At 63.6% G+C, this 24,034-nt stretch carries 20 protein-coding genes (1 of these 20 cut by a window edge); 11 read left to right on the top strand and 9 right to left on the bottom strand.

Annotation, left to right across the window (positions count from 1 at the left end; translation table 11 throughout):
* Positions 1-84 precede the first annotated feature (84 nt).
* Entirely contained in the window at positions 85-1,290 is a 1,206-nt protein-coding gene (locus BLW25_RS18530) for an MFS transporter (RefSeq protein ID WP_092902878.1), read from the bottom strand.
* Between the two features lie 114 nt (positions 1,291-1,404).
* Between BLW25_RS18530 and BLW25_RS18525 the strand changes: the two genes are divergently transcribed.
* The 3 genes from BLW25_RS18525 (at position 1,405) to BLW25_RS18515 (ending at position 3,153) form a co-directional block, all read left to right on the top strand.
* Positions 1,405-1,740 carry an ArsR/SmtB family transcription factor gene (locus BLW25_RS18525; protein ID WP_092902876.1) on the top strand — a complete coding sequence of 112 codons (336 nt, stop codon included), beginning with the start codon at positions 1,405-1,407 and terminating at the stop codon, positions 1,738-1,740.
* 245 nt (positions 1,741-1,985) lie between these two features.
* Positions 1,986-2,948 carry a helix-turn-helix domain-containing protein gene (locus BLW25_RS18520; protein WP_216279418.1) on the top strand — a complete coding sequence of 321 codons (963 nt, stop codon included), beginning with the start codon at positions 1,986-1,988 and terminating at the stop codon, positions 2,946-2,948.
* A complete protein-coding gene (locus BLW25_RS18515) occupies positions 2,902-3,153 on the top strand; it encodes a hypothetical protein (protein WP_092902872.1) in 252 nt (83 codons plus the stop codon). The genes BLW25_RS18520 and BLW25_RS18515 overlap by 47 nt, the downstream gene beginning before the upstream one ends.
* 423 nt (positions 3,154-3,576) lie before the next feature.
* Here BLW25_RS18515 and BLW25_RS18510 read toward each other — a convergent pair whose 3' ends face one another.
* Entirely contained in the window at positions 3,577-6,228 is a 2,652-nt protein-coding gene (locus BLW25_RS18510; RefSeq protein ID WP_171909638.1) for a winged helix-turn-helix domain-containing protein, read from the bottom strand.
* Positions 6,229-6,373: 145 nt separating this feature from the next.
* On the opposite strand from BLW25_RS18510, the gene BLW25_RS18505 reads away from it, so the two are divergent.
* The 6 genes from BLW25_RS18505 (at position 6,374) to BLW25_RS18480 (ending at position 12,933) form a co-directional block, all read left to right on the top strand.
* Positions 6,374-7,795, top strand: coding sequence for an amidase (locus BLW25_RS18505; RefSeq protein ID WP_092902868.1), 1,422 nt, complete (start codon positions 6,374-6,376; stop codon positions 7,793-7,795).
* A 28-nt stretch (positions 7,796-7,823) separates the two neighbouring features.
* On the top strand, positions 7,824-9,374 hold the full coding sequence (locus tag BLW25_RS18500) for an ABC transporter substrate-binding protein (RefSeq protein ID WP_092902866.1): 1,551 nt from the start codon (positions 7,824-7,826) through the stop codon (positions 9,372-9,374).
* Positions 9,375-9,468: 94 nt separating this feature from the next.
* Complete coding sequence (locus BLW25_RS18495; RefSeq protein ID WP_092902864.1) at positions 9,469-10,395, top strand: ABC transporter permease; 927 nt, start codon at positions 9,469-9,471, stop codon at positions 10,393-10,395.
* Positions 10,392-11,240: an ABC transporter permease gene (locus tag BLW25_RS18490; RefSeq protein ID WP_092902862.1), complete on the top strand. Its 849-nt coding sequence runs from the start codon at positions 10,392-10,394 to the stop codon at positions 11,238-11,240. The genes BLW25_RS18495 and BLW25_RS18490 overlap by 4 nt, the downstream gene beginning before the upstream one ends.
* On the top strand, positions 11,237-12,061 hold the full coding sequence (locus tag BLW25_RS18485; protein WP_092902860.1) for an ABC transporter ATP-binding protein: 825 nt from the start codon (positions 11,237-11,239) through the stop codon (positions 12,059-12,061). Before BLW25_RS18490 ends, BLW25_RS18485 begins: the two co-directional genes overlap by 4 nt.
* On the top strand, positions 12,058-12,933 hold the full coding sequence (locus tag BLW25_RS18480; RefSeq protein WP_092902858.1) for an ATP-binding cassette domain-containing protein: 876 nt from the start codon (positions 12,058-12,060) through the stop codon (positions 12,931-12,933). The genes BLW25_RS18485 and BLW25_RS18480 overlap by 4 nt, the downstream gene beginning before the upstream one ends.
* Before the next feature lie 66 nt (positions 12,934-12,999).
* Here BLW25_RS18480 and BLW25_RS18475 read toward each other — a convergent pair whose 3' ends face one another.
* The 7 genes from BLW25_RS18475 to BLW25_RS18445 all read right to left on the bottom strand — a co-directional run bounded on the left by BLW25_RS18475 (position 13,000) and on the right by BLW25_RS18445 (position 21,192).
* The gene (locus tag BLW25_RS18475; protein WP_092902856.1) at positions 13,000-13,659 is read right to left on the bottom strand and encodes a TetR family transcriptional regulator C-terminal domain-containing protein; all 660 of its coding nucleotides are present in this window, start codon (positions 13,657-13,659) and stop codon (positions 13,000-13,002) included.
* Positions 13,660-13,715: 56 nt separating this feature from the next.
* Positions 13,716-15,269: an ABC transporter substrate-binding protein gene (locus BLW25_RS18470; protein ID WP_216279417.1), complete on the bottom strand. Its 1,554-nt coding sequence runs from the start codon at positions 15,267-15,269 to the stop codon at positions 13,716-13,718.
* A 26-nt stretch (positions 15,270-15,295) separates the two neighbouring features.
* Complete coding sequence (locus BLW25_RS18465; RefSeq protein WP_092902852.1) at positions 15,296-16,297, bottom strand: ABC transporter ATP-binding protein; 1,002 nt, start codon at positions 16,295-16,297, stop codon at positions 15,296-15,298.
* Positions 16,294-17,241, bottom strand: a complete 948-nt coding sequence (locus BLW25_RS18460) for an ABC transporter ATP-binding protein (protein WP_092902850.1) — start codon at positions 17,239-17,241, stop codon at positions 16,294-16,296. Before BLW25_RS18460 ends, BLW25_RS18465 begins: the two co-directional genes overlap by 4 nt.
* Positions 17,238-18,128 (bottom strand): ABC transporter permease, encoded by an 891-nt coding sequence (locus BLW25_RS18455; RefSeq protein ID WP_092902848.1) that lies wholly within the window; start codon positions 18,126-18,128, stop codon positions 17,238-17,240. The genes BLW25_RS18460 and BLW25_RS18455 overlap by 4 nt, the downstream gene beginning before the upstream one ends.
* Positions 18,112-19,062, bottom strand: a complete 951-nt coding sequence (locus BLW25_RS18450) for an ABC transporter permease (RefSeq protein WP_092902846.1) — start codon at positions 19,060-19,062, stop codon at positions 18,112-18,114. The genes BLW25_RS18455 and BLW25_RS18450 overlap by 17 nt, the downstream gene beginning before the upstream one ends.
* Positions 19,063-19,164: 102 nt before the next feature.
* Positions 19,165-21,192, bottom strand: a complete 2,028-nt coding sequence (locus BLW25_RS18445; protein WP_092902844.1) for a CocE/NonD family hydrolase — start codon at positions 21,190-21,192, stop codon at positions 19,165-19,167.
* 184 nt (positions 21,193-21,376) lie between these two features.
* Between BLW25_RS18445 and BLW25_RS18440 the strand changes: the two genes are divergently transcribed.
* Together BLW25_RS18440 and BLW25_RS18435 are read left to right on the top strand one after the other, a co-directional pair.
* The gene (locus BLW25_RS18440; RefSeq protein ID WP_092903118.1) at positions 21,377-23,491 is read left to right on the top strand and encodes an oxidoreductase; all 2,115 of its coding nucleotides are present in this window, start codon (positions 21,377-21,379) and stop codon (positions 23,489-23,491) included.
* Positions 23,488-24,034 carry the 5' portion of a trimethylamine methyltransferase family protein gene (locus BLW25_RS18435; protein ID WP_092902842.1) on the top strand. Its footprint extends 986 nt past the window's final position, so 547 of the gene's 1,533 nt are visible here — the first part of the coding sequence; its start codon is at positions 23,488-23,490; the stop codon falls past the right edge of the window. Before BLW25_RS18440 ends, BLW25_RS18435 begins: the two co-directional genes overlap by 4 nt.

Genomic DNA, 24,034 nt, shown 5'->3' with positions numbered 1-24,034 from the left:
CGCCGACCCGCTTTCCGCCTGCTGCGCCGGCGGATGTCAGCCGGCGCGCCGGAAAGATCGGATGTTTGCGAAGCGGGCAGGGGGTCAGCTCTGGCTGCCGAACCGGCGCCAGGCCCAGGCCAGCGCCGCCATCACGGTGATGATCACCCCATAGGTCAGCACTGTCGCATCCAGCCCGATCCGGGGGATGGCAAAGCCGGCAGCGACCACTGGCAGACCAAAGGCCAGGTAGCTCAGCGTGAACAGGGCGGCAAAGAGCTTGCCGCGCTCATCTGGCGGGCAAAGCGGCACGATGGTGCGCAAAGAGGCGTAGAAGCAGGTACCGAACCCGGTGCCTGCAAGCGTCAGCGCGATCAGGTAAAGCGGCAGCACCCGAAGCCAGATCCCGGTCAGCGTCAGCGCTGTGCCAAGCGCCAGGGCGAAGGTTCCGTAAAGCATCACCTGGCGCGGCGTGTAGCGGCGGGCAATGAAACAGGCCATTGCGCCCATGCCCGACAACAGCGTCACAACCAGCGCCTGGGTCACAAAGCTGGTGATCCCGAAAAAAACCGAAATCACCGGCGCCCCCAGTGAGAGATAGAGCCCTCCGGTCGCCCAGCCGGCAATGATGGCGGGTGTGCTCTGCCAGAAGGCCGCGCGCGTTGGCACCGGAATGCCCACCTGCGGACGCAAAGACTGTAAAAGCCCGGCATGGCGCGGCGAGGTCTCGGGCATTTTCCACACAAGCGCCGCAAATCCCAGACAGATCAGCGTGATCGCAAGAAAGACATCAAGGCGTGCGTCGATGGCATGTTCCATCACCACGCCGGCCAGCGGCGCGCCTGCTGCCATACCGGCCAGCGGGATGACCGAGTTGCAGACCTGGGCAAGGCCGGGGCGGCTCGCGGGTTCAAGGTCGGTGACGGCGGCTGAGGCCGAAGTCAGCAACAGCGCACAGCCAATCCCCTGGACCGCGCGGGCGATGAAGAGACCCGCCGGCCCGGTGGCCAAAGCAAAGCCGAGCATCGAGCCTGCCAGCAGTACGAAGCCAAAGCTCAGCACAGGCCGCCGCCCGATATGGTCCGAGGCGGAACCGCCGGTCAGCAGCGTCGCCAGCAGCACAATCGCATAGACGGCGAAAATCGCGGTCAGCGTCGTGGCCGAGAACCCCATCTCGCGTTGCAGCACCGGATAAAAGGGCGATGGCGCGCTGGAGCTGGCCATCATCACCCCTCCCGCCAGTGCCGCAATGATAAACCCCGCGCGGCGGCGGGAGGAGCTGGCAGAGCCCGGCTGGGCGGAAATGGTCATGGGAGGCTTTCGTGGAGGTCTTCAGGGGGAATGGCCGGGCGGGCCGTGATGGTTCGATATTCTTCGAACAGATTTCTACTGACAAACCCGAGACTGTTCAACTATATTCGAACCATGGCCGATCAAGACAATTTCACACCGCTCAGTCTTTACCACCCGCCCGGCGAGGATCTGGTTCTGACCGATATCCTTTTCGCGCTCAGCGACCCGGCGCGCCTCGAGATCGTGCGCCAGATCGCCAGCGGCGCGCTGGAAATGGCGCAATGCCATCTCCAGAACCCGGATGCGCCTAAATCGACCAAATCGCATCATATGAAAGTGCTGCGCGAAGCGGGGGTCATGCGCAACGAACCGGCAGGGCGCGGGCGGCTTCTGAGCCTCAGGCTTGAAGATCTCGACCGGCGGTTTCCCGGGCTGATGCGGGCGGTTCTTGCCGAAGATCCGGGCTGATCCCGCGGCTTACGGGTCTTCCGGCGTCTGAATGTCTTTTTAAAGACAGGCAGGTCAGGCTTCGACAGTCACAAAGATTGACCACAGCCAGAGCCTGCGCCTATCGTGAGTCCATGGTCCCGGATCCAGGACGGGCCGGGAGAAACAATCGCACGGAAACCATCGGAGGGCAGGTTCGCTTTGCCCTGGATTTTCTGCCTGCGCGGCCGCCGCCATCGAAAGGGCCCGGTGCTGTGAGTAGCAATGTGCAATCCGTCAGGCACAGCGAGGATGTTCACCACCAGGCCACGCTGCTGCAGGCCTGGGAACAGGATTACATCCAGCTGCATGCCGGGGCCTTTACCGGCTCGCTCAGCACCTTCCGGCTGGGCGCGGCGCGGCTGTTTTCGGAACGGATGAACCGCTCGGTCTTGCAGACAGGTGCGCTGCCGGCGGGGCGGCTGGCCTTTGGCCTGCCGGTCAGGGCAGGGGGGCGCAGCTGCATCTGCGGCGAAGAGGTCGGCGCGAACAGTCTTCTCGTTTTTTCCGGACGGTCGGGGTTTGAATTCCTGTCGCCCGATATATTCGAATTTATGGGCATCGAGATCGATGTGAACGGTTTTGCCGATCCGGTGTTCGAGGCGATGTTGCGTCAGCTTGATACGGTCCTGTCCTCCGGGCGCCGCAGCCTGCCGATAGCAGGCGCGCGGGCCGCCAAGCTCGGGCGGCTTCTGCACGGGATCTTGCATGAAGAGGGGCTCGATCTCAGGCTTGAGGAGTTGCCCGCCGCCGCCGCTGCCTTCAGTCGTGGCCTTGTGGGCTGGATCCTTGACATGTTGCAGCCCGCCGGCACCGCTGAGGCAGGACGCAGCACCATCCGGCACTGGGATACGATCAATGCGATCCGCGAGCTGGTCGCCGATGGCCAGACCTGCCCGGTCTCGGTCGCAGAGCTGACGGTCGAGCTGGGGCTGTCGCGCCGCACCTTGCAGAATGCCTGCCAGGAGGTGGTCGGCCTCAGCCCGGTGCAGTATCTGCGCGCGCTGCGGCTGTCTGAGGCGCGGCGGATGCTGCAAACAGACCGCCCGGTGACCGAAGCCGCGACGCAGTTCGGCTTCTGGCATCTCGGGTATTTTTCGCGCGATTACCGGCAGATGTTCGGCGAATTGCCCTCGGTCACCCGTGCCGCTGCAGCGCAGACAGGCCGACGCCTCCCGTCAGGCCGATGACGAGGCTCGCCCCGTCCCGGGTTTCGGAACATTTTTCGCCCTGGGCCGCGCAAAAGCAGAGCTGAAGAAGCGCGCGGCGGACATGACGAGCGGTGCGCTGATCGGTTGCGCCGATCTTGAGGCGCGTATTCCGCTGCGGCATCCGTTGCGCAGGATCCGGCAGATTCCCGCGCGGACTCAGTTTCGCCATGGTTTCGCCGTGTGACGGACACAGGCAATCCCCAGCTCAGCAAAATGATCCATCGACACATAAACCAGTTTCTTGCTGATATCGCCTCAACCCAGAGAAGGGCCCGGAGAATGAGGACTCAGGGGATTATCCTGCTTCTGACAGCGGCCGTTCTCGGTGCCTGGTTCATGGCCACGAGCTGGGGCGTCTGACGGCTGACGCGGGACCTGCGGACGGGGGGGCAGGGACAGGCTGTTGCGACGATCGGTTGAAGCTGCCGCCGATATTATCCGGGGATAAGCGGCGGCGCGGTGCGTTTGCCCCTCTTCTGGACCTGTCACGCCTGAGAACCTGCCCGGGCGCTGGTGGGACGAGCGCGCGCCCTTTCATTGCGAAGAAAGGCGCGCAGCTCCTGGCCGGATCACCGGGCAAAGATCCGGAAGGCTGTTCTGGCAGGGTCTATCTCAGGTCCAGGGCGCCGGCATCCTTCAGCAGGGGCGTAATCAACACCACTGCCTCAGTCCGGTTGCGCACATTCAGCTTGGCGAAAATGCTTTTGGTATGGGTCTTCACCGTATTGATGTTGATCCCGAGCGTCAGTCCGATTTCGTGATTGGGCGCCCCTGACCGCATCAGCATCAGCACCTCCATCTCGCGCGGGGTTATCCCTGCCGCGCGCAGCCGCCAGGGAAGCCCTGTCTCAGCGGCGCCAGTGACGGCTGCCGGGACGGCGGGGCGCGCGCAGGGCAGTGGCACCGCCTCTTTCAGCCCGACCGACCTGATGTCATGCCGCAGCCGGTCAAGCTCATGGTCGGGCTGCGCGACCAGACCGGCCAGCACCGACCGGCAAAAGAGTTCTGATGCGGTGCGGCCCTGGCTCTTTGCCGTTTCAGATAAAGTGGTCAGCATCACCTCTGGATCTCCCCCGAGCAATCCGGCCCGGGCCGCCCGCGCCAGTAAGACACCAAAGGGTTCCCAGATCTGCCAGATATCGGGGCCAAACCGCAGACGTGCATCGCTTTCCTGTCGCAGCACCCTGCCAAGCCCATCCTGGGCCGCAGAGATATCGCCACCCCGCAAGGCCCGGTCTGCAGCTTCAATACTGAGGCGGAACTCCATGCGCAGATCCTCTTCCTCGATCGCGGCACGGTGGAAGCGGCGGAGAAGCGTTGTTGCCTCATAGTCACGGCCCTGCTGATCATAAAGCCGGACCAGGCCGACCACAGGTATGAGCTTTCGTTCCCAAAGACCCGGAACCTGGGTGTTCTCACTTTGCAAGGCGGCCAGCCACAATGCTTCGGCCTTGGCGGCCTCACCCATCATCTGCGCGAGCTGCCCCTGCAGCGCGGACGGGAGTGCGACCATATAAGAGGTATCACTGAAATGCTGCCTTGCGATGGTCATCGCCATTGCAAGCACCCTTTCAGCATCTGCCAGCCGGCATCTGTCGAGATAGGAAATGCCAGCGATGCAAAGAGAATGCACATGGCCCCAATGGCAGCCGAGTTCATCATATATGGTATGTGCGCGCCAGGTCAGGCGTTCGGCACGGTCAAGATCCCCCTCATGCAAAGCCACATAGGCATGGATCGACAACAGATCGACCTGGCCAAAAGGAAGTGCATCAAGCCCATCATCCGGGATAGCATCTATATGTCGGCGCGCGGCCACCATATCACCGCCATAGGCTCCGATCAGGGCCCGCATCAGATCGATCCGGCCCGAGATATTCATGCGCGTTTTTTCAGGAGCTTGGCCCAGGGGCCCGCGGTCATGTTGGCCCTGGGCCAGCGTCTGCAATATCTGCTCTGCCTTCAGGAACTGGCGCAGATTGATGTAGCGCCAGACCATCAGGAACATGAGCAGCGGCCGGGCTTCGCGGCTTTCGCGCGGCAGCTGAGCCATCCAGTGCGAATAGGTGTCAAACCGCCCGTAGCTGAGATAGTCGAAGGTGCAATACCCTTCAATCAGCGCTGCCGCCTGTTCGGGTCGGTTGGCCCGGAAGGCATGATGCACGGCGTCAAAAGGCATATTGGCGCGGATGAACCATTCCGAGGCGCGCAGATGCAGGGCCGGCAGCTCGGTGGGCGCGCGGGCCCGCAAGCGGGCCTGCAGGAATTCGCGAAACAGCTGATGATACTTGTACCACCGATGCGACCCGGCCATTTCGGTCAGGAAAAGCTGATCGCTTTCAATTTGTGCAAGGAGCGCAGCAGAGCCTTCCAGCCCGGTCACCGCATCACAAAGCTCCGGTGTCAGCGCCTCCAGCACCGAGGTCAGTTCCAGAAACTGGCACAGTTGCTCTGGCAGACCGGCGATCACCTCGTCGAGAAAATACTCAGCATATTCGCGCTGACTGCCGGCGGGTGCGCTGCGCAGGAAACTGCTGTTCGGCGCGTTTTCAATCAGCGAGGTCAGCCGCAATCCCGCAGCCCAGCCCTCGGTTGACTGCTGCAGGATCCTTGCTTCTTCATGCGACAGATCCTGTCCGATGCCAGAGCGGAAGAAGGACTGCACTTCGTCTTCCGAGAATTGCAGCTCGCGCGAAGACAGTTCCAGCAATTCTCCGGCGAGCCGGTAGCGCCCCAGCGGAAGGGCAGGGCGGTTGCGCCCGGCAACGACCAGCGTCAGGCGCTCGAACCCTGCCGCAAGAATGCGGGTCAATGTCCGGGTTTCGGCATCTCCCTCGATCAGATGGAAGTCATCGAGGATGATTGTCAGCCGGATCTGTCCGCCTGCTGGTCCGGCTGCATCCCGCAATCGGGCCAGCAGGCGCATATCAGCATCCGCCCCCTCATCGCGCGTCGAAGACGTCGTCTCGTCGGGCTGATCCAGCCGGTTCAGCGAATGCATCAGGCAATCAGCCAGCGGCAGATGCTCGCGATGCCTGTCCGAGGCGGCATACCAGGCAACCGGCTGGCCATCAGCGCGCAGCGCATGGGCCCACTGGCTCAGCAGGCTTGTCTTGCCGGAACCCGCCGGCGCATGTACGACCACCAGCCGATAGCGACCAAGGTCACGGGCATGATTGCTCAGGCGCGGCCGATCCAGCAGCCCGGCATGCAGCCGGGGCGCGGTGCTGTTTCTGTCGCTGAGCCCTGTAGGTGTCACGGAATGGCTGCCTCCCTGTCGTCTCACACTTTCGGGTGAGAGAAGATTTTTTGCAAGGCCACCCTTTGGGATCATGTGCCGCAGACCAGGCCTGGCTAGGCTGTCAGCCATGCTGTGACGCGAAAGATCAAGTGAGGCGACTGAAGTGAAACTTGCGGAATATGTCGGATATGATGCGACCGGGCTGGCCGAGCTGGTCGCCCGTGGGGATGTCTCACCCGTGGAGCTTCTTGATCTGGCACTCACGGCCGTCGAACAGGTGAACCCCGCGCTGAATGCGGTGGTTCATACTTTCCCTGAGGAAGCCCGCCGCTTCATCGATGAGGATCTGAGGGCCGGGCCATTTCGCGGGGTGCCGTTCCTCCTCAAGGATCTGACGCAAAACTATGCCGGACAACCGACCGGTGCCGGAACGCCTTTGCGCAATGGTCACAAGCCCGCAGAGGACACCGAGCTGGTGCGTCGCTACAAGAGCGCCGGCTTTGTGACTTTTGGCAAAACGGCCGTGCCGGAACTGGCAATGGACTGGACCACCCGCTCGCGGCTTCATGGCGAGACGAACAATCCGTGGAATACCGCACATACTGCCGGCACCTCCAGCGGCGGTACAGCGGCGGCTGTGGCAGCAGGGATCGTCCCGGCGGCGCATGGCAATGATGGCGGCGGCTCGATCCGGGTGCCGGCATCCTGCTGCGGCGTCTTCGGGCTGAAACCGTCGCGCGGGCGCAATCCGGCCGCACCGGCCGGCGAGACATGGGATGGGATGCTGGTCGAGCATGTGCTGACCCGCTCGGTTCGCGACAGCGCCGCGATCCTCGATGCAACTGCGGGGCCAACGGCGGGCCAGTTCTACAACAGCCCATCGGGCGGCAATTTCGTCTCTGAACTGCGCCGCGATCCGGGCCGGTTGCGGATCGGCGTGCTGACCGACGCGCCCTATGGCGCACCGACCGACGGGGATTGCCTCGCTGCCGTTGAGGACGCCACCCGGTTGCTGAACAGCCTGGGCCATGACTGTGCTCCGGCCAGCCTGTGGCTGCCCGAAAACGGCTGGCCGGGATTTGAAGCCTATATCCTGACGGAATATGCGGCAGATATGCGGGTTGAGGCAGCCCAGCTCGGACGCGCGCTGACCGAGGCGGATTTCCCTGCAACCCTGAACGAGATGATCGCGGCCGGAAATGCGCTCTCTGCCGTCGATCAGCGCATGGCAACCGCGGCGGTGCATGGTGTCGCGCAAGCGGTGAACCGGATGTTTGACGGTTTCGACGTCATCCTGTCGCCGACGCTGGCCCGCCCGCCATTGCGCCATGATGAATTCCCCCATGATGTGGACATGCGCGAGCACTACCGCTTTTACCTGTCCTGGATGCCCTATACCCATATCTACAATATCAGCGGTTCGCCGGCGATCTCGGTCCCGCTGCACTGGAACGCCGCCGGGCTGCCGGTCGGTGTGCAATTTGCTGCCGCCCCGGCGCGTGAGGATCTGCTGATCCGCCTTGGCAGCCAGCTGGAAACCGCCCGCCCGTGGTGGAACCGCCGTCCGGCCGTCTTTGCCGCCTGAAATCAAGAAACGCCAACAGGGAACCCCGATGTCACATCCTAACAGCCGTAAGCGCCTGCTGACGCTTTCGTCGGCACTGAGCCTCTCTGCCATCCTTGCTGCCGCACCTTCACTCGCGGATGAGATCACGCTGGCGCGTGGTGTCGATGCCGACAGCCTTGATCCGCATCGCGCCAGCACCACCCAGTCACTGCAAGTGACCAGCATGATCTATGACACTTTGCTGACCATGGCGGCGGATGGATCCATCCATCCGGGGCTGGCCAAGGGGTATGAGGTCTCGGAAGACGGGCTGACCTATCGCTTTGCGATCCGGGACGGTGTCGCTTGCCACGATGGCAGCCCGTTCGACGCGGCCGCCGCGAAAATCAGCTTTGACCGGGCGATCAACCCCGAGACACTGAACCCCAATCTCTCGGCCTGGGGTCCGGTGGTGGCAACGGCGGTGGAAGACGACAGCCTGGTGGTGACGCTGAGCGAGCCTTACGGTCCTTTCGCCTCGTTCCTGACCAGCATTCAGGCGGGCTTCCTCTGCCCCTCGGCGCTCTCCGGGGGCGAGTTCACCCCGATTGGTACCGGCCCGTTCAGGCTGGAAAAATGGGTGCGCAACGATGCCATCGTGCTGACGGCCAATGACGCCTATAGCAATGTGCACCCGCTGGTGGAAAACCCGGGCCGCCCGCATCTCGACCGGGTAACCCTGCGGGTGATCCCCGAGGCTGTGGCCCGGATGGCAGCGCTGCGCTCGGGCGAGGTGGATATCGTCGAACCCTCGCTGGAGGAGGCGGTCGATCTGAAAGATGATCCCGATTTCCGCGTCTATGCGGCGGAGTATTCCGGCCAGCAGGTGCTGGCGGCCTTTACCTGGCGGGTCGCCCCGCTGGACAATGCAGAGATCCGGCGCGCCATCGGCATGGCCCTGAACAAAGAGGCCTATGCCGAAATCGCCTATGAAGGGCTGGTATCGGCCACGAATTGCACCGTCGCCCCCAATCTCTTTGCGGTGGATCAGGAAAAATGTGCCGAATGGGGCGTTTCCTATGATCCTGATGCGGCCCGTGCGGTGATGGAGGCTGCGGGTTATTCCGCCGCCAATCCGCTGAAAGTAAACCTGCAGGTCCATAAGCTGCCGGGCTTTGACCAGATGCACCAGATCATGCAGCAGGACCTGGCAGAAATCTATGTCGAGGCCGAGATCCAGACGCGTGAGGTCGCAGCTTTCTTCGACTTCATGACCCAGGAAAACCTGAAGACGGATATCAAACCGACGATCTGGACCATGGGCATGTCCGGCGTCGATCCCGATTACATGTATTTCCTGTGGAAACAGCCCGGCTTTGTCAGCATGGGTGTCAATGACACGCTGGATGCAATCCTGGTTGAGCAGCGCAGGCTGACCGGCGAGGCCCGTGCGGCGAAAGTGCAGGAAGCCGAAGAATACCTGCTGAGCAATGGCTATGCCGTGCCGCTGGTTTCGCCCGGCTGGAACTGGCTGATGGCTTCTTCGGCCAGGGTTGAGGGTTTCAGGCTTGGTCATATGGTGTCGCTTGTCTTCAACGATGTGACTCTGGCCGACTGACGGACAGGCGATCTGCCCCTGCGCGTCGCCTTTCGGGCGGCGCGACAGTTGTATTCTCAGGCTTCCCTCACCCCTTCCGCGACGAAAGTGACCGATGCTGTTTCTTGTGCTCCGACGGCTGCTGATTGCCTTTGCGACCATCCTTGTGGTGATCGCATTGTCGGGTGTGCTGATCCATATCGTGCCCGGCGATCCGGTGACGGCGATGATGGCACAGTCGGTCTCTGCAACTCCCGAGGCGATGGCCGATATGCGCAGCCGTCTGGGACTGGATCTGCCGGTCTGGCAACAGGTGCTGCACTATGTCGGCAATGTGCTGCAAGGTGATCTGGGCACCACGATCCGGGGTGGCGAGCCGGTGGCAGAACTGCTGCTGCTTCGGCTGCCGAATACTTTTGCACTTGCGGCGGCCGGGCTGTTCACCGCCCTGCTGATCGGCGTGCCGCTGGGCTTTATCGCCGCGCTGAACCGTGGACGTTTTGCCGATATGGCGATCATGATGATTGCTGTGCTCGGGGTCTCGGTGCCCGGCTTCTGGATGGGGCTGGTGCTGATCCAGGTCTTTGCACTGAAGCTTGGCTGGCTGCCGGTCGCCGGATCGGGGCTGCGCGGCATCCTTCTGCCCGCGCTGACGCTGGGGCTGTGTTATGCTGCGCTGATCGCGCGAATGACCCGCTCGGCACTGGTCGAGATCCTGTCGGAAGATTATATCCGCACCGCCCGTGCCAGAGGCCTGCGCGGCTGGCAGGTGCTGCTGGTCCATGCGCTGAAACCGGCACTGATCAGTATCGTTACCGTGGTTGGGCTTGTCTTTGCCTATCTGATGGGCGGCCAGGTGGTGATCGAGAATGTTTTCTCCTGGAATGGGATAGGGCGGCTGGCGGTGCAGGCGATGCTGGAACGCGATTACCCGATGATACAGGGCTTCATCGTGGTTTTTGCCACCTCGGTCGTGGTGATCACCGCGCTGATCGACATTCTTTACACCCTGCTTGATCCCAGAATGCGGAGACGGACATGACCGCCATTCCGGCACCAAAACGCATGAGGCGCAGGGTTCCTCCCGGGCTTTGGCTGGGCGGAGCGCTGTTGCTGCTGCTGGTTGCGGCAGCGCTGCTGGCCCCCTGGGTCGCGCCCTATGATCCGACGAAGATGGGCGTCGGAAAGCGGCTGCTCGCACCGAATGCCAGCTTTCTGTTTGGAACGGATGAATTTGGCCGCGATCTGTTCAGCCGTGTTCTCGCCGGCGCGCGGCTCTCGCTTGGCATTGGCGCGGTGGCGGTGCTGTCCGGGCTGGTGATCGGTGGCACGATCGGCCTTGTCGCAGCCTTTGCGCCTGGCTGGCTCCGCGCGGCGCTGCTGCGGGTGGTGGATGTGCTCTACTCTTTCCCCGACACGCTGATCGCACTGTCGCTCGTGGCTTTTCTCGGGCCGGGCATCGGCAATGCGACACTGGCCATCGCGATCTCTCTCGTCCCCTTCTATGCCCGTGTGAGCTATGGCCTGGCCGCAGCCGAGGCCGCACGCCCCTATATAGAGGCAGCCCGGCTGGGCGGGATTGGTCACACGAGGCTGGTGCGGGTGCATGTCATGCCCAATATCGCCCAAAGCCTGATCGTGATGGGCAGCCTTGGCTTTTCATCCGCCATTCTTTCGGCGGCGGGCCTCTCCTTCCTCGGGCTTGGCGTGCAGCCGCCCTCGCCGGAATGGGGCGCGATCCTGTCCTCGGGGCGCAACTATATCAGCAAAGCCCCCTGGATCCTCATTTTTCCGGGGCTCGCCATCGTTCTGACGGTCATGGCGCTGAACCTGATCGGCGACAATCTGCGCGATCTGATCGATCCGCGCCAGCGGGGGCGGACATGAACGCGCTGGAGATCCGCGACCTGACGGTCACGTTCGGCGGCAGCAAAGATGCGCTGACGGTTGTAGATGCCGTGAGCCTGACGGTCGCTCCCGGTGAAATCCTGGCCCTTGTCGGAGAATCCGGCAGTGGCAAAAGCATGACCTCGCTTGCGGTTATGGGTCTGTTGCCGCCGGCGGCGCGGGTCGAAGGCCGGATTACCGTTGGCGGTGCCGCGGTAAGCGGACTTGGACGCCGGGCGCTTGAGGATCTGCGGGGCCGGCAGATGGGCATGGTTTTTCAGGAGCCGATGACCTCGCTTAATCCGGTGCTGACCATCCGCCGTCAGATGACCGAAGGTCCGCGCCGCCATCTCGGACTTGGGCGGGCCGAGGCCGAAAAACTGGCCTGTGCCGCGCTGGCCGAGGTTGGCATTCCCGATCCTGTGGCCGTGATGGGGCAATATCCCCACCAGCTTTCGGGCGGCATGCGGCAGCGGGTGATGATCGCTTCGGTGCTGGCGCTGAAACCGGCCCTGCTGATCGCGGATGAGCCGACCACCGCACTTGATGTCACCGTGCAGGGGCAGGTGCTGGATCTGCTGGTTGCCCTGAAGCATCGCAGCGGTTCGGGTATTCTTCTGATCACGCATGATATCGGAGTGGTGGCGGAAACCGCAGACCGGGTTGCGGTGATGCAGCGCGGCCGCATCGTCGAGACCGGCCCGGTGGATCAGGTGCTGTTTGCACCGCGACACGACTATACGCGCAAACTGCTGGCGGCCCATCTGGATGTGAATGAGGCGCTTGCCATGCGTGCCGAAGAGCGGAAGACCTGTCCATGACCGAACCATTGCTGCGACTTGAAAACATACGCCGCACCTTCCGCAGCGGATCGCGTGTGGTCACAGCAGCTGGTGGCGTCTCCCTGCATCTGGCGGCAGGTGAAACGCTGGGCATTGTTGGTGAAAGCGGTTCCGGGAAATCCACCATCGGGCGCATCGCGACCGGGCTTGAAACTGCCGATGCAGGCAGGGTGCTGATCGATGGTGCGGATCCTGCCCGGCTGCGGGGGCGCGCGCAGCGGGCCGTCCTGCGCAAGGTGCAGATGATCTTTCAGGATCCCTATTCCTCGCTTAATCCGCGGCTGACGGTGGGGATGCAGGTGGCCGAGGGGCTGGCCGACCGCAAGAGCCTGGGGCGCGATGCCCTGCGCCAGCGTCTTTCAGAGCTTTTCGTCGATGCCGGGCTGGAGCCGGGCCATATCGACCGCTATCCGCATGAGTTTTCCGGCGGTCAGCGCCAGAGGGTCGCCATCGCCCGCGCTCTTGCCCCCGAACCCCGCATGATTGTTGCGGATGAACCCGTCTCGGCGCTGGATCTGACGGTTCAGGCCCAGATCATTGACCTGATGATCCGCACACAGGCACGGCGCGGGCTGTCATGGCTGTTCATCTCGCATGACATTTCAGTGGTGGCGCGGCTTTGTGACCGGGTGGCGGTGATGTATCGCGGGCGCATCGTCGAACAGGGGCCGGCAGCGTCCGTCATCCGTATGGCGGGACATCCCTATACCCGCAATCTGCTGGAAGCGGTCCCAAGGCTTGATCATCGGCGGACCGGCGCGAAATCGGTGCCTCATATTCTGCCAGAACATGGGGACGACGATCAGTTTGAGGAAGTGGCGCCCGGTCACCTGGTAAGGCGCGCTCGCTGAAGCGCGCCCGGCCCCTGTGCGCGCCGCTTCATCGTAGTCTGGAATGACGCTGCCTGCAGCGTGAGGTCAGGCCGGGGCTTCTCCCGGCGGCTTCGCCAGGTTCATCGGATCAAGCGGCCCGAGGAAGCTTTCAAGGAAATGATAGCACGCCCGGCGGGCCGCATCGCGCGAAAGCATGGTGGGATCGATGCCCTGTTCCAGCCAGAGCCCGTCACTCAGCGCGATGAACAGAACCGCGACGGAATGGGCATTGACGGTGAGGCCGCGGCTGCTGGCGGTTTCAGTGACGGCGCGGGCGACCTGGAACAGAAAGTCCTGATAGCGGGCGCGGTGGACATTGCGCAGGGCAGGGTTGTTGGCGATTTCCCCCCAGAGAGCGAGCCAGATCCGCAGGCTGTCGGGGTTGAACACTGCGGGCGCGAAATTGGCCTCAACCAGATGTACCAGGCCGGAAGTCTCACCGCGAAGGGCGGCGCCGCCAGGCGCTACCGCGCTGGTAAACCTGTCATACATCGTGGCATAGCAGGCCGCGAGCAGCCCGTCTTTCGAGCCGAAATGATGGTTGATCAGGCCGCGTGAGACCGCGGCCTCGGCACAGATGTTGTCAATCGTGAAGGCCGTGATGCCGCCGCGTGCAAGGCAGGCCAGCCCGGCTTCAACCAGCATGGCGGCGCGGGTCTCACTGGAATAGCGTCGAAAACGGGGGCCTTCGGTGCTCTGGGTCATGCCTGCCGGGGGCGGCAGCCGCCCCCGTCCTTTCAGCTATGGATCGGTCCGGACATTCAGCCGGCGGTGAAGCGGGTTGGGTCCGGGTGCCCGTCCGCCAGAATGACCGGCTTCAGCCCGGTGTCGTGAATCGCAAGATAAGGCTCGAAACAGATGAAGATAAAGCCGCCCGACAGTTCCATCAGATCCTCCATTTTGTTGAAGATCTCTTTGCGCTTCGCAATGTCCTGTTCGGTCAGCGAGGCCTGGTAAAGCGTTTCATACTCCGGGCTGTTGAAGAAAGACCAGTTATATATGCCGATCTGATCGGGGCGGAACCAGACCAGATTTTCGGTAGGCTCGATTCCGCCGGCGAAATTCATCAGGACAAGCTCGATTTCCTTATACCCTTCGCCGGCGGTCCTGTCGCCAAGCGCCCAGTAGGCCGCGTCCTCACTGGGCTGGATCTCGATATTGATGCCGACCTCGGAAAGGCTGGCCTGGATGATCTGCGCGGTCGAAAGCGAGGTCTGGTCTGTCAGGCAGTAAAGCTGCAGCGTGATCCCTTCGGCGCCGGCCTCGGCCAGCAGGGCGCGCGCCTGATCGGTATCGCGCGGATCATAGATGTTCTTCTCGCGCCCATATTGGCCGCCCGATTGCACGACGCCGGTGGCGCGGCTGGTCAGCCCGTCATAGACGCCCTCGATCACTGCCTCGCCATCATAGGCCAGCTGGATCGCGCGCCGCACCCGCTCATCCTGCAGCTGGGTCGCATTCATATTGATCGTCAGCCAGGCATAGCGGGTCGAGGGCGACTCGATCAGGCTGGCACCTGCGGGCGGCGCCGCCTTGAGGCCGGCAAACCCGCTGACCGCGAGGGCCGAGAAATCGAACGCATCGGCCTCATAGGCCAGCAGCGCCGCCTGGTCATCGGTGACGATATAGAATTCCACCGTTTCGAAGGCCGGCGCCTCAAGCGGCCAGTCCGGGTTGCGGCGCAGGGTGATCTTTGCGTTCTGCTCCCATGTGTCGAACAGATAGGGGCCGCATTGCGCGGGAAATTCGGTGGTGAAAGTGCCGCCCGCCGCCTCGGTCGCGGCTTTGCAGACCAGATGACCGCCGTAATAGGGCAGGGCGATCACTTCAAAGGGCCGGAAGGCGTCTGTCAGGTGGATGATGCCGGTCTTTTCCCCCGTCACCTCAACGTGGTCGAGTTTTTCAAACTGATAGGCCCAGGCGCTGTCAGAGGCAGCCAGGCGCTCAAAGGAATATTTCACATCCTCTGCGGTGACGGGCCCGAAATCGCCGGTCCATTTCAGCCCGTCATGCAGGGTGAATTCCAGCGTGGTCGGGCTGGTCCATTCGTAACGGCTGGCGGCATAGGGAGAGACGGTCTGATCCTCGCGCATGTCGGGCAGCCGCACCAGGGTGACCGTGCAGCAGCGTTGCAGGATGTCGTCTATAGCGCCGACCATGTTATAGGGATCGATGGCCTGAAAATCGCCGGCAACCCGCAGGCGCAATATATTGCCGGATTGTGACCAGGCGAGGTTCGGGATTCCTGCCGTCAGGGTTGCCAGAAAGGCGCCACCGGCTTTCAGAAGGCTGCGGCGATCGGTGCTCCAGGTCATGATGTCTCTCCACTGTCGGTTTTTGTTTAATTGGCCCGGTTTATGGGCAAGTCAGGGAAATCAGGGACGGCGAGATGGCAGCTGACAGACCGCCCGGGGGCGATCTCACGCAAAGCGGGGCGCGTCTCGCGGCACAGGCTCATCGCCCGCGGGCAACGGCTGTGGAACTCGCAGCCTTTCGGACGACGCAGGAGGCCGGGGATCTCTCCTTTGATCGCCAGATCGGCGCGGCGGCGGCGCGGATCGGGATCCGGCTCTGAGGCGATCAGGCTGGCCGTATAGGGATGCGCGGGCCTTGCGAAGACCTCTGCGGCGGGCCCGGTCTCGACCAGCCGCCCGAGATAGAGAATGGCGATGCGGTCGGCGGTATTGCGCACCACCGCCAGATTATGGGTGATGATCAGAAAGCTGACGCCGCGGCTTTCCTTGAGATCTGAGAGCAGGTTGAGGATCTCTCCCTGGATCGAGACATCAAGACCCGCCGTCGGCTCATCCGCGATGACCAGAGCCGGATCAAGCGCCAGCGCGCGCGCCACACTGACCCGCCGGGCCTGGCCGCCCGACAGCTCATGCGGATAGCGGTCGGCCATAGCGGGCGGCAGGCCGACCCGCGCCAGCATCTCCCCCGCGCGTGCCTGCCGGTTGGCGGGGGCCGGGCCATGGATCACGAAAGGTTCGGTGATCAGGTCACCGACCCGCATCCGGGGTGAGAGCGAGGCGACAGCGTCCTGAAACATCATCGCGGTCTCGCGCCGCAGCCGGCGTATCTGCGCGGGGCCGACAGTCTCGCCGTCAAAGCGCAACTGGCCGCCGCTTGCGGGCACAAGGCCAAGCATGGTGCGCGCAAGGGTGGTCTTGCCAGAGCCGCTTTCGCCGACGATCCCCAGCGTCTCGCCCCGGTTCAGGGTCAGTGTGATGCCGTTGAGGATGTTGATCACCGGACGGCGAAAGGGCAGCAGGGCCGACAAGAGATCGCCCGGCAATGCCATATCGACGCGCAGATCGCTGACCTCGTAAAGCACGTTCATGGCGTCACCTGATGACACAGGACCGCGTGGCTTTCGCTCAGCCGCACGCGCGGGACGGGGTGGGCACAGCCGGGGGCTGCCTGTGGGCATCGGCTGGCAAAGGCGCAGCCGGCGGGCGGTGCCGTCAGATCGGGCAGGCGGCCCGGTATCGTGGGCAGGCGCGCGACCGGGCCCTGAATATGGGCCGGATCACAGGCGATCAGTGCACGGGCATAGGGGTGGCGGGCATTGTGGTAGATTTCATCGGTGGTGCCCTCTTCGACCACCTCGCCGGCATACATGACATAGACACGGTCACACAGTTCGCCCACCACACCCAGATGATGGGTGACGATGACGATGGAGCCCTGATACTGCTGGCGCAATTCGCGAAACAGGTGGATGATCTGCGCCTCCATCGTCACATCCAGCGCGGTGGTCGGCTCATCGGCAATCAGCAGATCCGGCTGCATCATCAGGGCCGCCGCAATCGCCGCGCGCTGGCGCATGCCGCCCGACAGTTCATGCATGTAGCGCCTGAGCACGAGCTCCGGGTCGGGGATGCCGACGCTTGCCAGCATAGCACGCGCACGGGCGAGCTTTTCCGCGCGCGACACATTTGCGCGATGCTGGAAGTCGACCAGTTGCTGGCCCAGAGTCAGCACCGGGTTGAAGGCGCTCATCGGGTCCTGGAAAATCATCGCCACCCTGTCGCCGCGCAGCTCCCGTCGCCGCGCTTCGGTGGTGGTGATCATGTCCTCCCCCCTGATCCGCAACTCACCCGATAGGGTGGCGCCAGGGGCCGGCAGGCCGATCAGGGCCGAGGCAAGTGTGGATTTGCCGCAGCCGCTTTCGCCGACGATGCCGATCACCTCGCCGGCCCGCGCCGTCAGGCTGGCGCCGCGCAGGGCCTGGACCGGGCCATAAGACAGCCGCAACTCTGTGACTTCCAGAAGAGCAGTCATGCCTGCCTCCGCTTCAGTTTCGGATCAAGCGCATCGCGCAGGCCCTCGCCCAGGAAGGTGAAGCCGATGGTCGCCAGCACCAGGGGAATACCGCCTGCGATCACCAGCGTCGGCTGCTGCCGGAGCGAGGTATAGCCGTCATAGAGGATGTTCCCCCAGGAGGGCGTCGGCGGTTTGACACCAAGGTTGAGGTAGGAGAGCCCTGCCTCAAGCATGATGACCACCGGCACATCCATTGACAGCACGATCACCAGCGGCCCGACCACATTGGGCAGGAGATGGCGCAACAGAATGCGCGCAGTCGAGGCGCCCATCGTGCGTTCAGCCTCGATGAAATCGGCGTTTTTCAGGCCCAGCACCTGCGCCCGGATCAGCCTTGCATAGCCCGGGATCGAGACCAGCACGATCACCAGCAGCAGCGTCTGGGTGCCCGGTCCCATGACGGTGATCACGGCCAGCGCGAAGAGGATCATCGGCAGGGAAGAGAGGGAATCCAGTACCAGCACCAGAAGCCCGTCCAGCCAGCGCGGCCCATAGCCCGCGATCAGCCCGAGGATAAGGCCGATGGCCCCGGCGATTCCGGTGGCGCCAAGGGCGATGGCCAGCGCGTTGCGGGTTCCCATGATCAGCCGCGAGAAGGTATCGCGGCCCAGCTGGTCGGTTCCCGCCAGATGAGTGAGGCTCGGGCCGAGGAGCTTTGACTTCACGTCGATTTTCAGCGGGTCAAAGGGGGTGATCCAGGGCGCCAGGATCGCAATCAGCAGGAAGCTGCCCACCAGGACCGCGCCGGTCGCGCCCATCGGATCCGACATCAGCCTGGAGAAAGCGCCTTGCGGGCGCACCCGAGAGAGGGGATCGGCGGGCGCCGGCTCAGCTGCGGAAGACATCGCGAACCCTCGGATCAAGCCGCGCGATCAGCAGATCGGCAGCAGTGACGATGAAGAGGTAAAAGGCGGTCATGAAAAGCACCGTGCCCATCACCAGCGGGTAATTCCGTTTCGCCACCGCCGAGGTGATCAGAGAGCCGATCCCTGGCCGCGAAAACACCGTCTCGACAAAGACCGCCGATGACAGGATGGAGCCGAACCCGACTGCAAGGATCGCAATGGTCGGGATGATCGCGAGGCGCAGCGCGTAGCGGGTAACGATCTTGGTCTCGGACAGGCCAAAGGCGCGGGCGGTGCGGATATGGCTGGCGCCCATCACCTCCAGCATCGAGGCGCGCACCAGCCGGGCCAGATAGCCGACCCAGGTGATGCCGATGGCGAAAGCCGGCAGGATCACCGCGCGGATCTGGCTGCCGAGATCCCCGGCCTGACCCGCACCGATGGCGGGCAACCAGTTCAGCCAGACCGCGAAAATCAGCAGCGAGTAAAGCGCGATGACGAAAGAGGGCACGGCGATCATCGAGACCGACAGCACCCCCAGAAGCCGGTCAATCCAGGTGTCGCGCCAGACCACCGCGACACAGCCAAGCGCCACCCCGAACACCAGCGCCAGGCCAAGCGCGACCAGTCCGAGGATCAGCGTATTGGGAAACACTTCGAGGATCTGATCCAGCACCGGCCGCTTTGACCAGACGTCATAGCCCAGATCACCCCGCAGCGCGTTCGAGAAGAAGTTCCAGATCTGGGTCTGCAACGGCTGATCAAGGCCCATTCTGGCGTTGAGTTCGGCCTTCAGCTCGGGCGTGGCCCTTGGTCCGAGCGCCAGGGATGCCGGATCGCCCGGCACCAGAAACACCATCGCATACATCGCAAGCATAACGATCACGAGTATCAGTATCGCAAGCCCGATGCGCCGGATGGCATAGCTCAGCATCTGCGGCACCTCTGGCACAACGACCCGTCAGGTTCGGGCCGGACGTCCTTTGCGCGCCATACCCGGCGCAGAGGCGCGCTAAGCGGAGGATCAGCTTCGGGGTCAGAGATGGTCACGAGCGATCCTCTCATCCCAGTTGCGCGTAAAGATCACCGTGCCATTCTCGCGGATGGTCACCGTCATCTCAACACGGAAATGGGTGGCGTCGCAGGTCAGCCGCCCTTCGCTTTCATGGCTGGCGGTCAGGCCCTTGCGCTCGATCTCCACCCGGAATTTGGTGAGGGTGGTGGCTGAAAGCGGGTCTCCGTCGGTGATTTCATAGCGCGACAGGCATTCGGCGCGGTGGATATGCCCGATATCGGGCATCTCGCTGATGCCGGTCCAGCGCGGAAAATCGACGGTCATGCGGCCGGTCAACAGATCGTGACGCACTTCGCGCCGGGCCGCAGCCTCCACCGGATGCGAGATTTGCGGTGTGTTTTCCGCAGAAGCCGGCGGGTCAAACGCGCGCAGGGTGCCATCGCTCGCCTGCGGTGCCCGCACAGGCAGCATCAGACGGCTCTCGCCGGTCTGAATGGTCAGCGTGGCAGGCTCGGGCGAGGGCCAGGCAATCGGCCAGTAAGTGGTGGAAATTGAGATTGCCAGCCGGTGACCGGCAGGAACCGCAACCGCAATATCCTCCATCTCGACGGTCGCATCGGTGAAGACACCGGGCACCAGAGCCTCGGGGAATTCATGGCTTTTGCGATGCGTGAGGTTCAGGATGCCGATGCCGATCCGGGTCGACGAGCCGTCCGGCGCCACATCATTAAGCCTGACCGAGACCAGCGCCATCGGCTTGTCAGAGGCAAACCGCAACATGACCTGTGGCGCGCCCAACAGCTCGATCCGTTCAGGCAGCGGGTCCGAGAGGAAGACGAGGCTGCCGCCATCATCCATGCGCTGATCGGTGGCCCAGTCGGCATTCTCGCCGTAGCGCCCGACCTCGCCGGCGGTCAGGCCCACCCACAGGGGCGAGCAGACCGGCAGGCCCTGCACCGGCCCGGCTTCCTCGCCCAGCTGGTGGCCCGCATTCAGATGCAGGAGGCGCGGCGTGACATGTGGCGATGGCCAGGACGGCTCGCCGATCCAGCGGCCGGGGCGCTCCAGGTAGCAGGTGCGCGGCGGCACGGGTTCCTGCATCCAGGTGCGGTAAAGCGGCTCGTCCATGATACCGGTCTCGCGGCCTTTCATCCAGTGATCGCACCAGCGCAGCACTTCCTGCAGCCAGCCGATGGCAGGCGCCACCGACACATCATAGGGGTAGGAATGGGCCCAGGGGCCGACCAGCCCCAGCCGTGGCCCCGAAAGCCCGGCCAGCAGACGCGGCACCGCTTCGGAGTAATTGTCGGCCCAGCCCGAGACAGCATAGACCGGAATGGTGATTTTTGAGAAATCCTCGCAGACCGAGCCCTGTTTCCAGTAGTCATCGCGGCGCTGGTGGCGCAGCCAGGTGAGCATCCAGGGGAAGTTCGCCTCGATCCGCTGCATCCAGATCTCGCGCCAGCGCGGCCCGACAATTGCCTCATCAGGCGGCAGGTCATTATTGGCGAACATGGTCGAGGACCAGTCGAAATCATCCTTTGACAGACAGCCGCCGACCCGGTGGATATCGGTTGCGAAGCGGTCATCGGTCGAGCCGACGGTGATCACGGTCTTCAGCGCCGGCGGCTGGCGCGCGGCGATCTGCAATCCGTTAAATCCGCCCCAGCTGATGCCGATCATGGTGACCTGGCCATCACACCATCCCTGAGCGGCGATCCAGGCGATCAGCTCGCAGCCGTCGATCTGTTCCTGCACCGAATATTCGTCAGTGATGATGCCGTCGCTCTCGCCGGTGCCACGAATATCGACCCGGATCGCCGCATAGCCATGGCCTGCCAGATATTCATGCATGGCATTGTCCCGGGTGCGGGTGCCATCATGCTTGCGGTAAGGCAGATATTCGAGCACCGCAGGCGAGGGCATATCGGCCCCGTCCGGCCCGACCGGCAGCCAGAGCTTTGCGGCCAGTCTGGTCCCGTCATTCAGCGGGATAAACAGGTTCTCGATGATGCGAACCGGGTTCTGGAACTGGCTGTGATCGTGCATAGCGGCTCCTTTGTTGAACAACAATGCAATAAAGAATTTCTAGTGGCAAACGATTTTTTGCGTCTGAAAGCCTGAATATTCTCACTGAATTGAGCATGCATTATTCTTATATAGCTGCATCGAACGGGCTTGACCCGCTGAAATTTCCACCGCTACTGTATATATGTTCAACAAGGATGGTCCGATGTCGCAGCCAACCGCCAGGAACCCGCGCTATGATGTGCTGTTTGAGCCGCTGGCGATCGGGCCGAAACTCGCAAAGAACCGCTTTTTCCAGGTCCCGCATGCCAGTGGCATGACAAATGCCGCCCCGCATGTGCGCGCGGCCTTCCGCGCCATGAAGGCCGAGGGCGGCTGGGGCGTGATCTCGACAGGCGCCTGCTCGGTGCATCCCTCTTCGGATGACAGCCCTTTCCCGGCGGCAACGCTCTGGGATGAGGCCGATATCCGCGCGCATGCGCTGATGACCGACGCGGTTCACGCGCATGGCGCGCTGGCCGGGGTCGAACTCTGGCATGGAGGAGCGGTGACGATGAACCGCACCACGCGGCTCGCCTCGCTGTCGCCCTCGGGCGTGCCCTGGATGGCGGGGCATCCGGGCTTTATGTCCTCTGCGCGGCCCCGCGTGATGGACAGCAGTGATATTCGCGATCTGATCCGCTGGCATGCGGAGGCAGCGGTCCGGGCTGAACAGGCGGGGTTTGACATCCTCTATGTCTATGCCGGCATGGGCTATCTGCCCTATCAGTTCCTGCTCTCCGACTATAACAAACGCACCGATGCCTATGGGGGCAGCGCCCGCAACCGCGCGCGCCTGCTGATCGAGCTGATCGACGCCGTGCGCGAGGCGACGCATGGCCGCCAGGCGGTGGCCCTGCGTATCTCGCTGCAGGAGTTGCGCGCCCGCCCGTCCGACACTGCCGAAAGCGAGGCGCATGAGGTGATCTCGCTTCTGGCCGATGCGCCTGACCTGTTTGATGTGAAGATGGATTATTCTTCGACCGACTGCTCCGTCTCGCGCTATTCGTCCGAAGGCAGCCATGAGGCGGTGATTTCCTTCGTCAAGCAGCTGACCGACAAGCCGGTCGTCGGGGTAGGGCGCTTTACCTCGCCCGATACGATGGTATCGATGCTGCGGCGGGGCGTACTGGATTTCATCGGCGGCGCGCGGCCGTCAATCGCCGATCCGTTCCTGCCCGAAAAGATCCGCACCGGGCGCGAGGACGAGATCCGCGAATGTATCGGCTGCAACCTGTGCATTTCGTCCTGGCATGACGGGGTCTGGGTCCGCTGCACCCAAAACCCCACCGCGGGTGAGGAGTGGCGGCGCGGCTGGCATCCCGAGAAGGTGCCGGTGACCGCCCCTGCCATTCAGGGTGAGGCCGAGAACGTGCTGGTGATCGGCGGCGGTCCCTCGGGGATGGAGGCGGCGCTGACGCTGGGGCGCCGGGGCTACCGGGTGACGCTTGCCGATCAGGCGCGCGAGTTTGGCGGGCGCCTGCGGTTTGAATCGCGGCTCCCAGGCCTTTCGGCCTGGAACCGGGTGACGGAATACCGGCTCGGGCGGCTGTCGCAGATGCCGAATGTGTCCCTGTTCCCTGAAAGCCCGATGCAGGCGGCGGATGTGCTGGAATTCGGCGCGCAGCATGTGGTCGTGGCGACCGGTGCGCGCTGGCTGCCGGTGACCTGTGGCATGAATGAGCTGCCCGCCGGCCGGGTTGACGGCCCGCGTGTCTATACCCCCGATGATCTGGCGGCAGGCGCCCGCCCCGAGGGGCCGGTGGCGGTGTTCGATTATGACAACTATTATATGGGGTCGGCGATTGCCGAAATGCTGGCCGATCAGGGCCATGCCGTCACCTATATCACCAATTCCGGCGCGGCGGCGGCCTGGGGCATCATGACGAATGAGCAGCCTCTGGTGCATCAGAGCTTTGCCCGCCGCGAGATCGCCTATCGCACGCTTGAGGTGGTGACGGGCTTTGATGGTGAGACCCTGACCCTTGCCCAGACCTTCTCTGGGGCAAAAAGCAGGGTCGCCGCGCGGTCGCTGGTGATCACCGGTCTGCGCGAAGGCGGATCGGCGCTGCATGAAGCGCTCGCGGTCTCGGACCTGGCAGCGGCGGGGGTGCGCAGCCTGCATCTGACCGGGGACGCCAATGCGCCGGGCGCGATTGCCCATGCGACATATCAGGGACATCGCACCGCGCGCGAGCTGGGCCTTGAGGCGCATCAGATCAATGTTGGCCGCGACGCACCCTTTGCCCCGCGCGATTTTCTGGCGGAGGCTGCCGAATGACGGACGCCACCCCCTCCCCCCGCCGTACGCGCCGCGCCGCCCGCCAGATCGGAGCGCTTGACCAGCCGCCCTTCGGCCAGCAGCCCCGGACCTATGATCCGGTCCGGGTGATATCCGACGACCAGGTCGCACAGATCCATGAGGCCGCGCTGAGCGTCCTGCGCGATATCGGCATGCGGGTGCTGGAGCCCGGCGCGCGTGAGCGGTTCCGCCAGGCCGGTGCCCTGATCGAAGATGAGACAGTGCGCTTTCCGCCCGGCCTGATCGAAGAGACCCTGAAAACCGTGCCCGCGCATTTCACGCTGCGCGCCCGCAACCCCGCGCGCAATCTGCGGCTTGGCGGCGGCGATCATATCTTCGCCTCGGTCGGCGGGCCGGCCTATGTGATGGACAATGACCGCGGCCGGCGCGACGGCACATTTGCCGAGATGTGTGATTTCCTCAAACTCGTGCAGCAGATCAATGTCCTGCACCAGGAGGGCGGCGGCCCGTTCGAGCCGCTGGACCTGCCCGCCCATACTCGACACCTCGATATCTGCCTCG

It is taken from the genome of Rhodobacter sp. 24-YEA-8, from assembly GCF_900105075.1.
In the GTDB taxonomy this organism is placed as follows: Bacteria; Pseudomonadota; Alphaproteobacteria; order Rhodobacterales; family Rhodobacteraceae; genus Pseudogemmobacter.
This window is presented reverse-complemented; position numbering and strand designations above follow the sequence as displayed.

Excerpts from the sequence above, each read along its gene's own strand:
- BLW25_RS18465 (WP_092902852.1), bottom strand. The coding sequence starts at position 16,297 with ATGAACGTGCTTTACGAGGTCAGCGATCTGCGCGTCGATATGGCATTG.
- BLW25_RS18450 (WP_092902846.1), bottom strand. The coding sequence starts at position 19,062 with ATGCTGAGCTATGCCATCCGGCGCATCGGGCTTGCGATACTGATACTC.
- BLW25_RS18445 (WP_092902844.1), bottom strand. The coding sequence starts at position 21,192 with ATGCACGATCACAGCCAGTTCCAGAACCCGGTTCGCATCATCGAGAAC.
- BLW25_RS18495 (WP_092902864.1), top strand. The coding sequence starts at position 9,469 with ATGCTGTTTCTTGTGCTCCGACGGCTGCTGATTGCCTTTGCGACCATC.
- BLW25_RS18440 (WP_092903118.1), top strand. The coding sequence starts at position 21,377 with ATGTCGCAGCCAACCGCCAGGAACCCGCGCTATGATGTGCTGTTTGAG.
- BLW25_RS18470 (WP_216279417.1), bottom strand. The coding sequence starts at position 15,269 with ATGACCTGGAGCACCGATCGCCGCAGCCTTCTGAAAGCCGGTGGCGCC.
- BLW25_RS18485 (WP_092902860.1), top strand. The coding sequence starts at position 11,237 with ATGAACGCGCTGGAGATCCGCGACCTGACGGTCACGTTCGGCGGCAGC.
- BLW25_RS18525 (WP_092902876.1), top strand. The coding sequence starts at position 1,405 with ATGGCCGATCAAGACAATTTCACACCGCTCAGTCTTTACCACCCGCCC.
- BLW25_RS18530 (WP_092902878.1), bottom strand. The coding sequence starts at position 1,290 with ATGACCATTTCCGCCCAGCCGGGCTCTGCCAGCTCCTCCCGCCGCCGC.
- BLW25_RS18500 (WP_092902866.1), top strand. The coding sequence starts at position 7,824 with ATGTCACATCCTAACAGCCGTAAGCGCCTGCTGACGCTTTCGTCGGCA.
- BLW25_RS18455 (WP_092902848.1), bottom strand. The coding sequence starts at position 18,128 with ATGTCTTCCGCAGCTGAGCCGGCGCCCGCCGATCCCCTCTCTCGGGTG.
- BLW25_RS18475 (WP_092902856.1), bottom strand. The coding sequence starts at position 13,659 with ATGACCCAGAGCACCGAAGGCCCCCGTTTTCGACGCTATTCCAGTGAG.
- BLW25_RS18460 (WP_092902850.1), bottom strand. The coding sequence starts at position 17,241 with ATGACTGCTCTTCTGGAAGTCACAGAGTTGCGGCTGTCTTATGGCCCG.
- BLW25_RS18480 (WP_092902858.1), top strand. The coding sequence starts at position 12,058 with ATGACCGAACCATTGCTGCGACTTGAAAACATACGCCGCACCTTCCGC.
- BLW25_RS18490 (WP_092902862.1), top strand. The coding sequence starts at position 10,392 with ATGACCGCCATTCCGGCACCAAAACGCATGAGGCGCAGGGTTCCTCCC.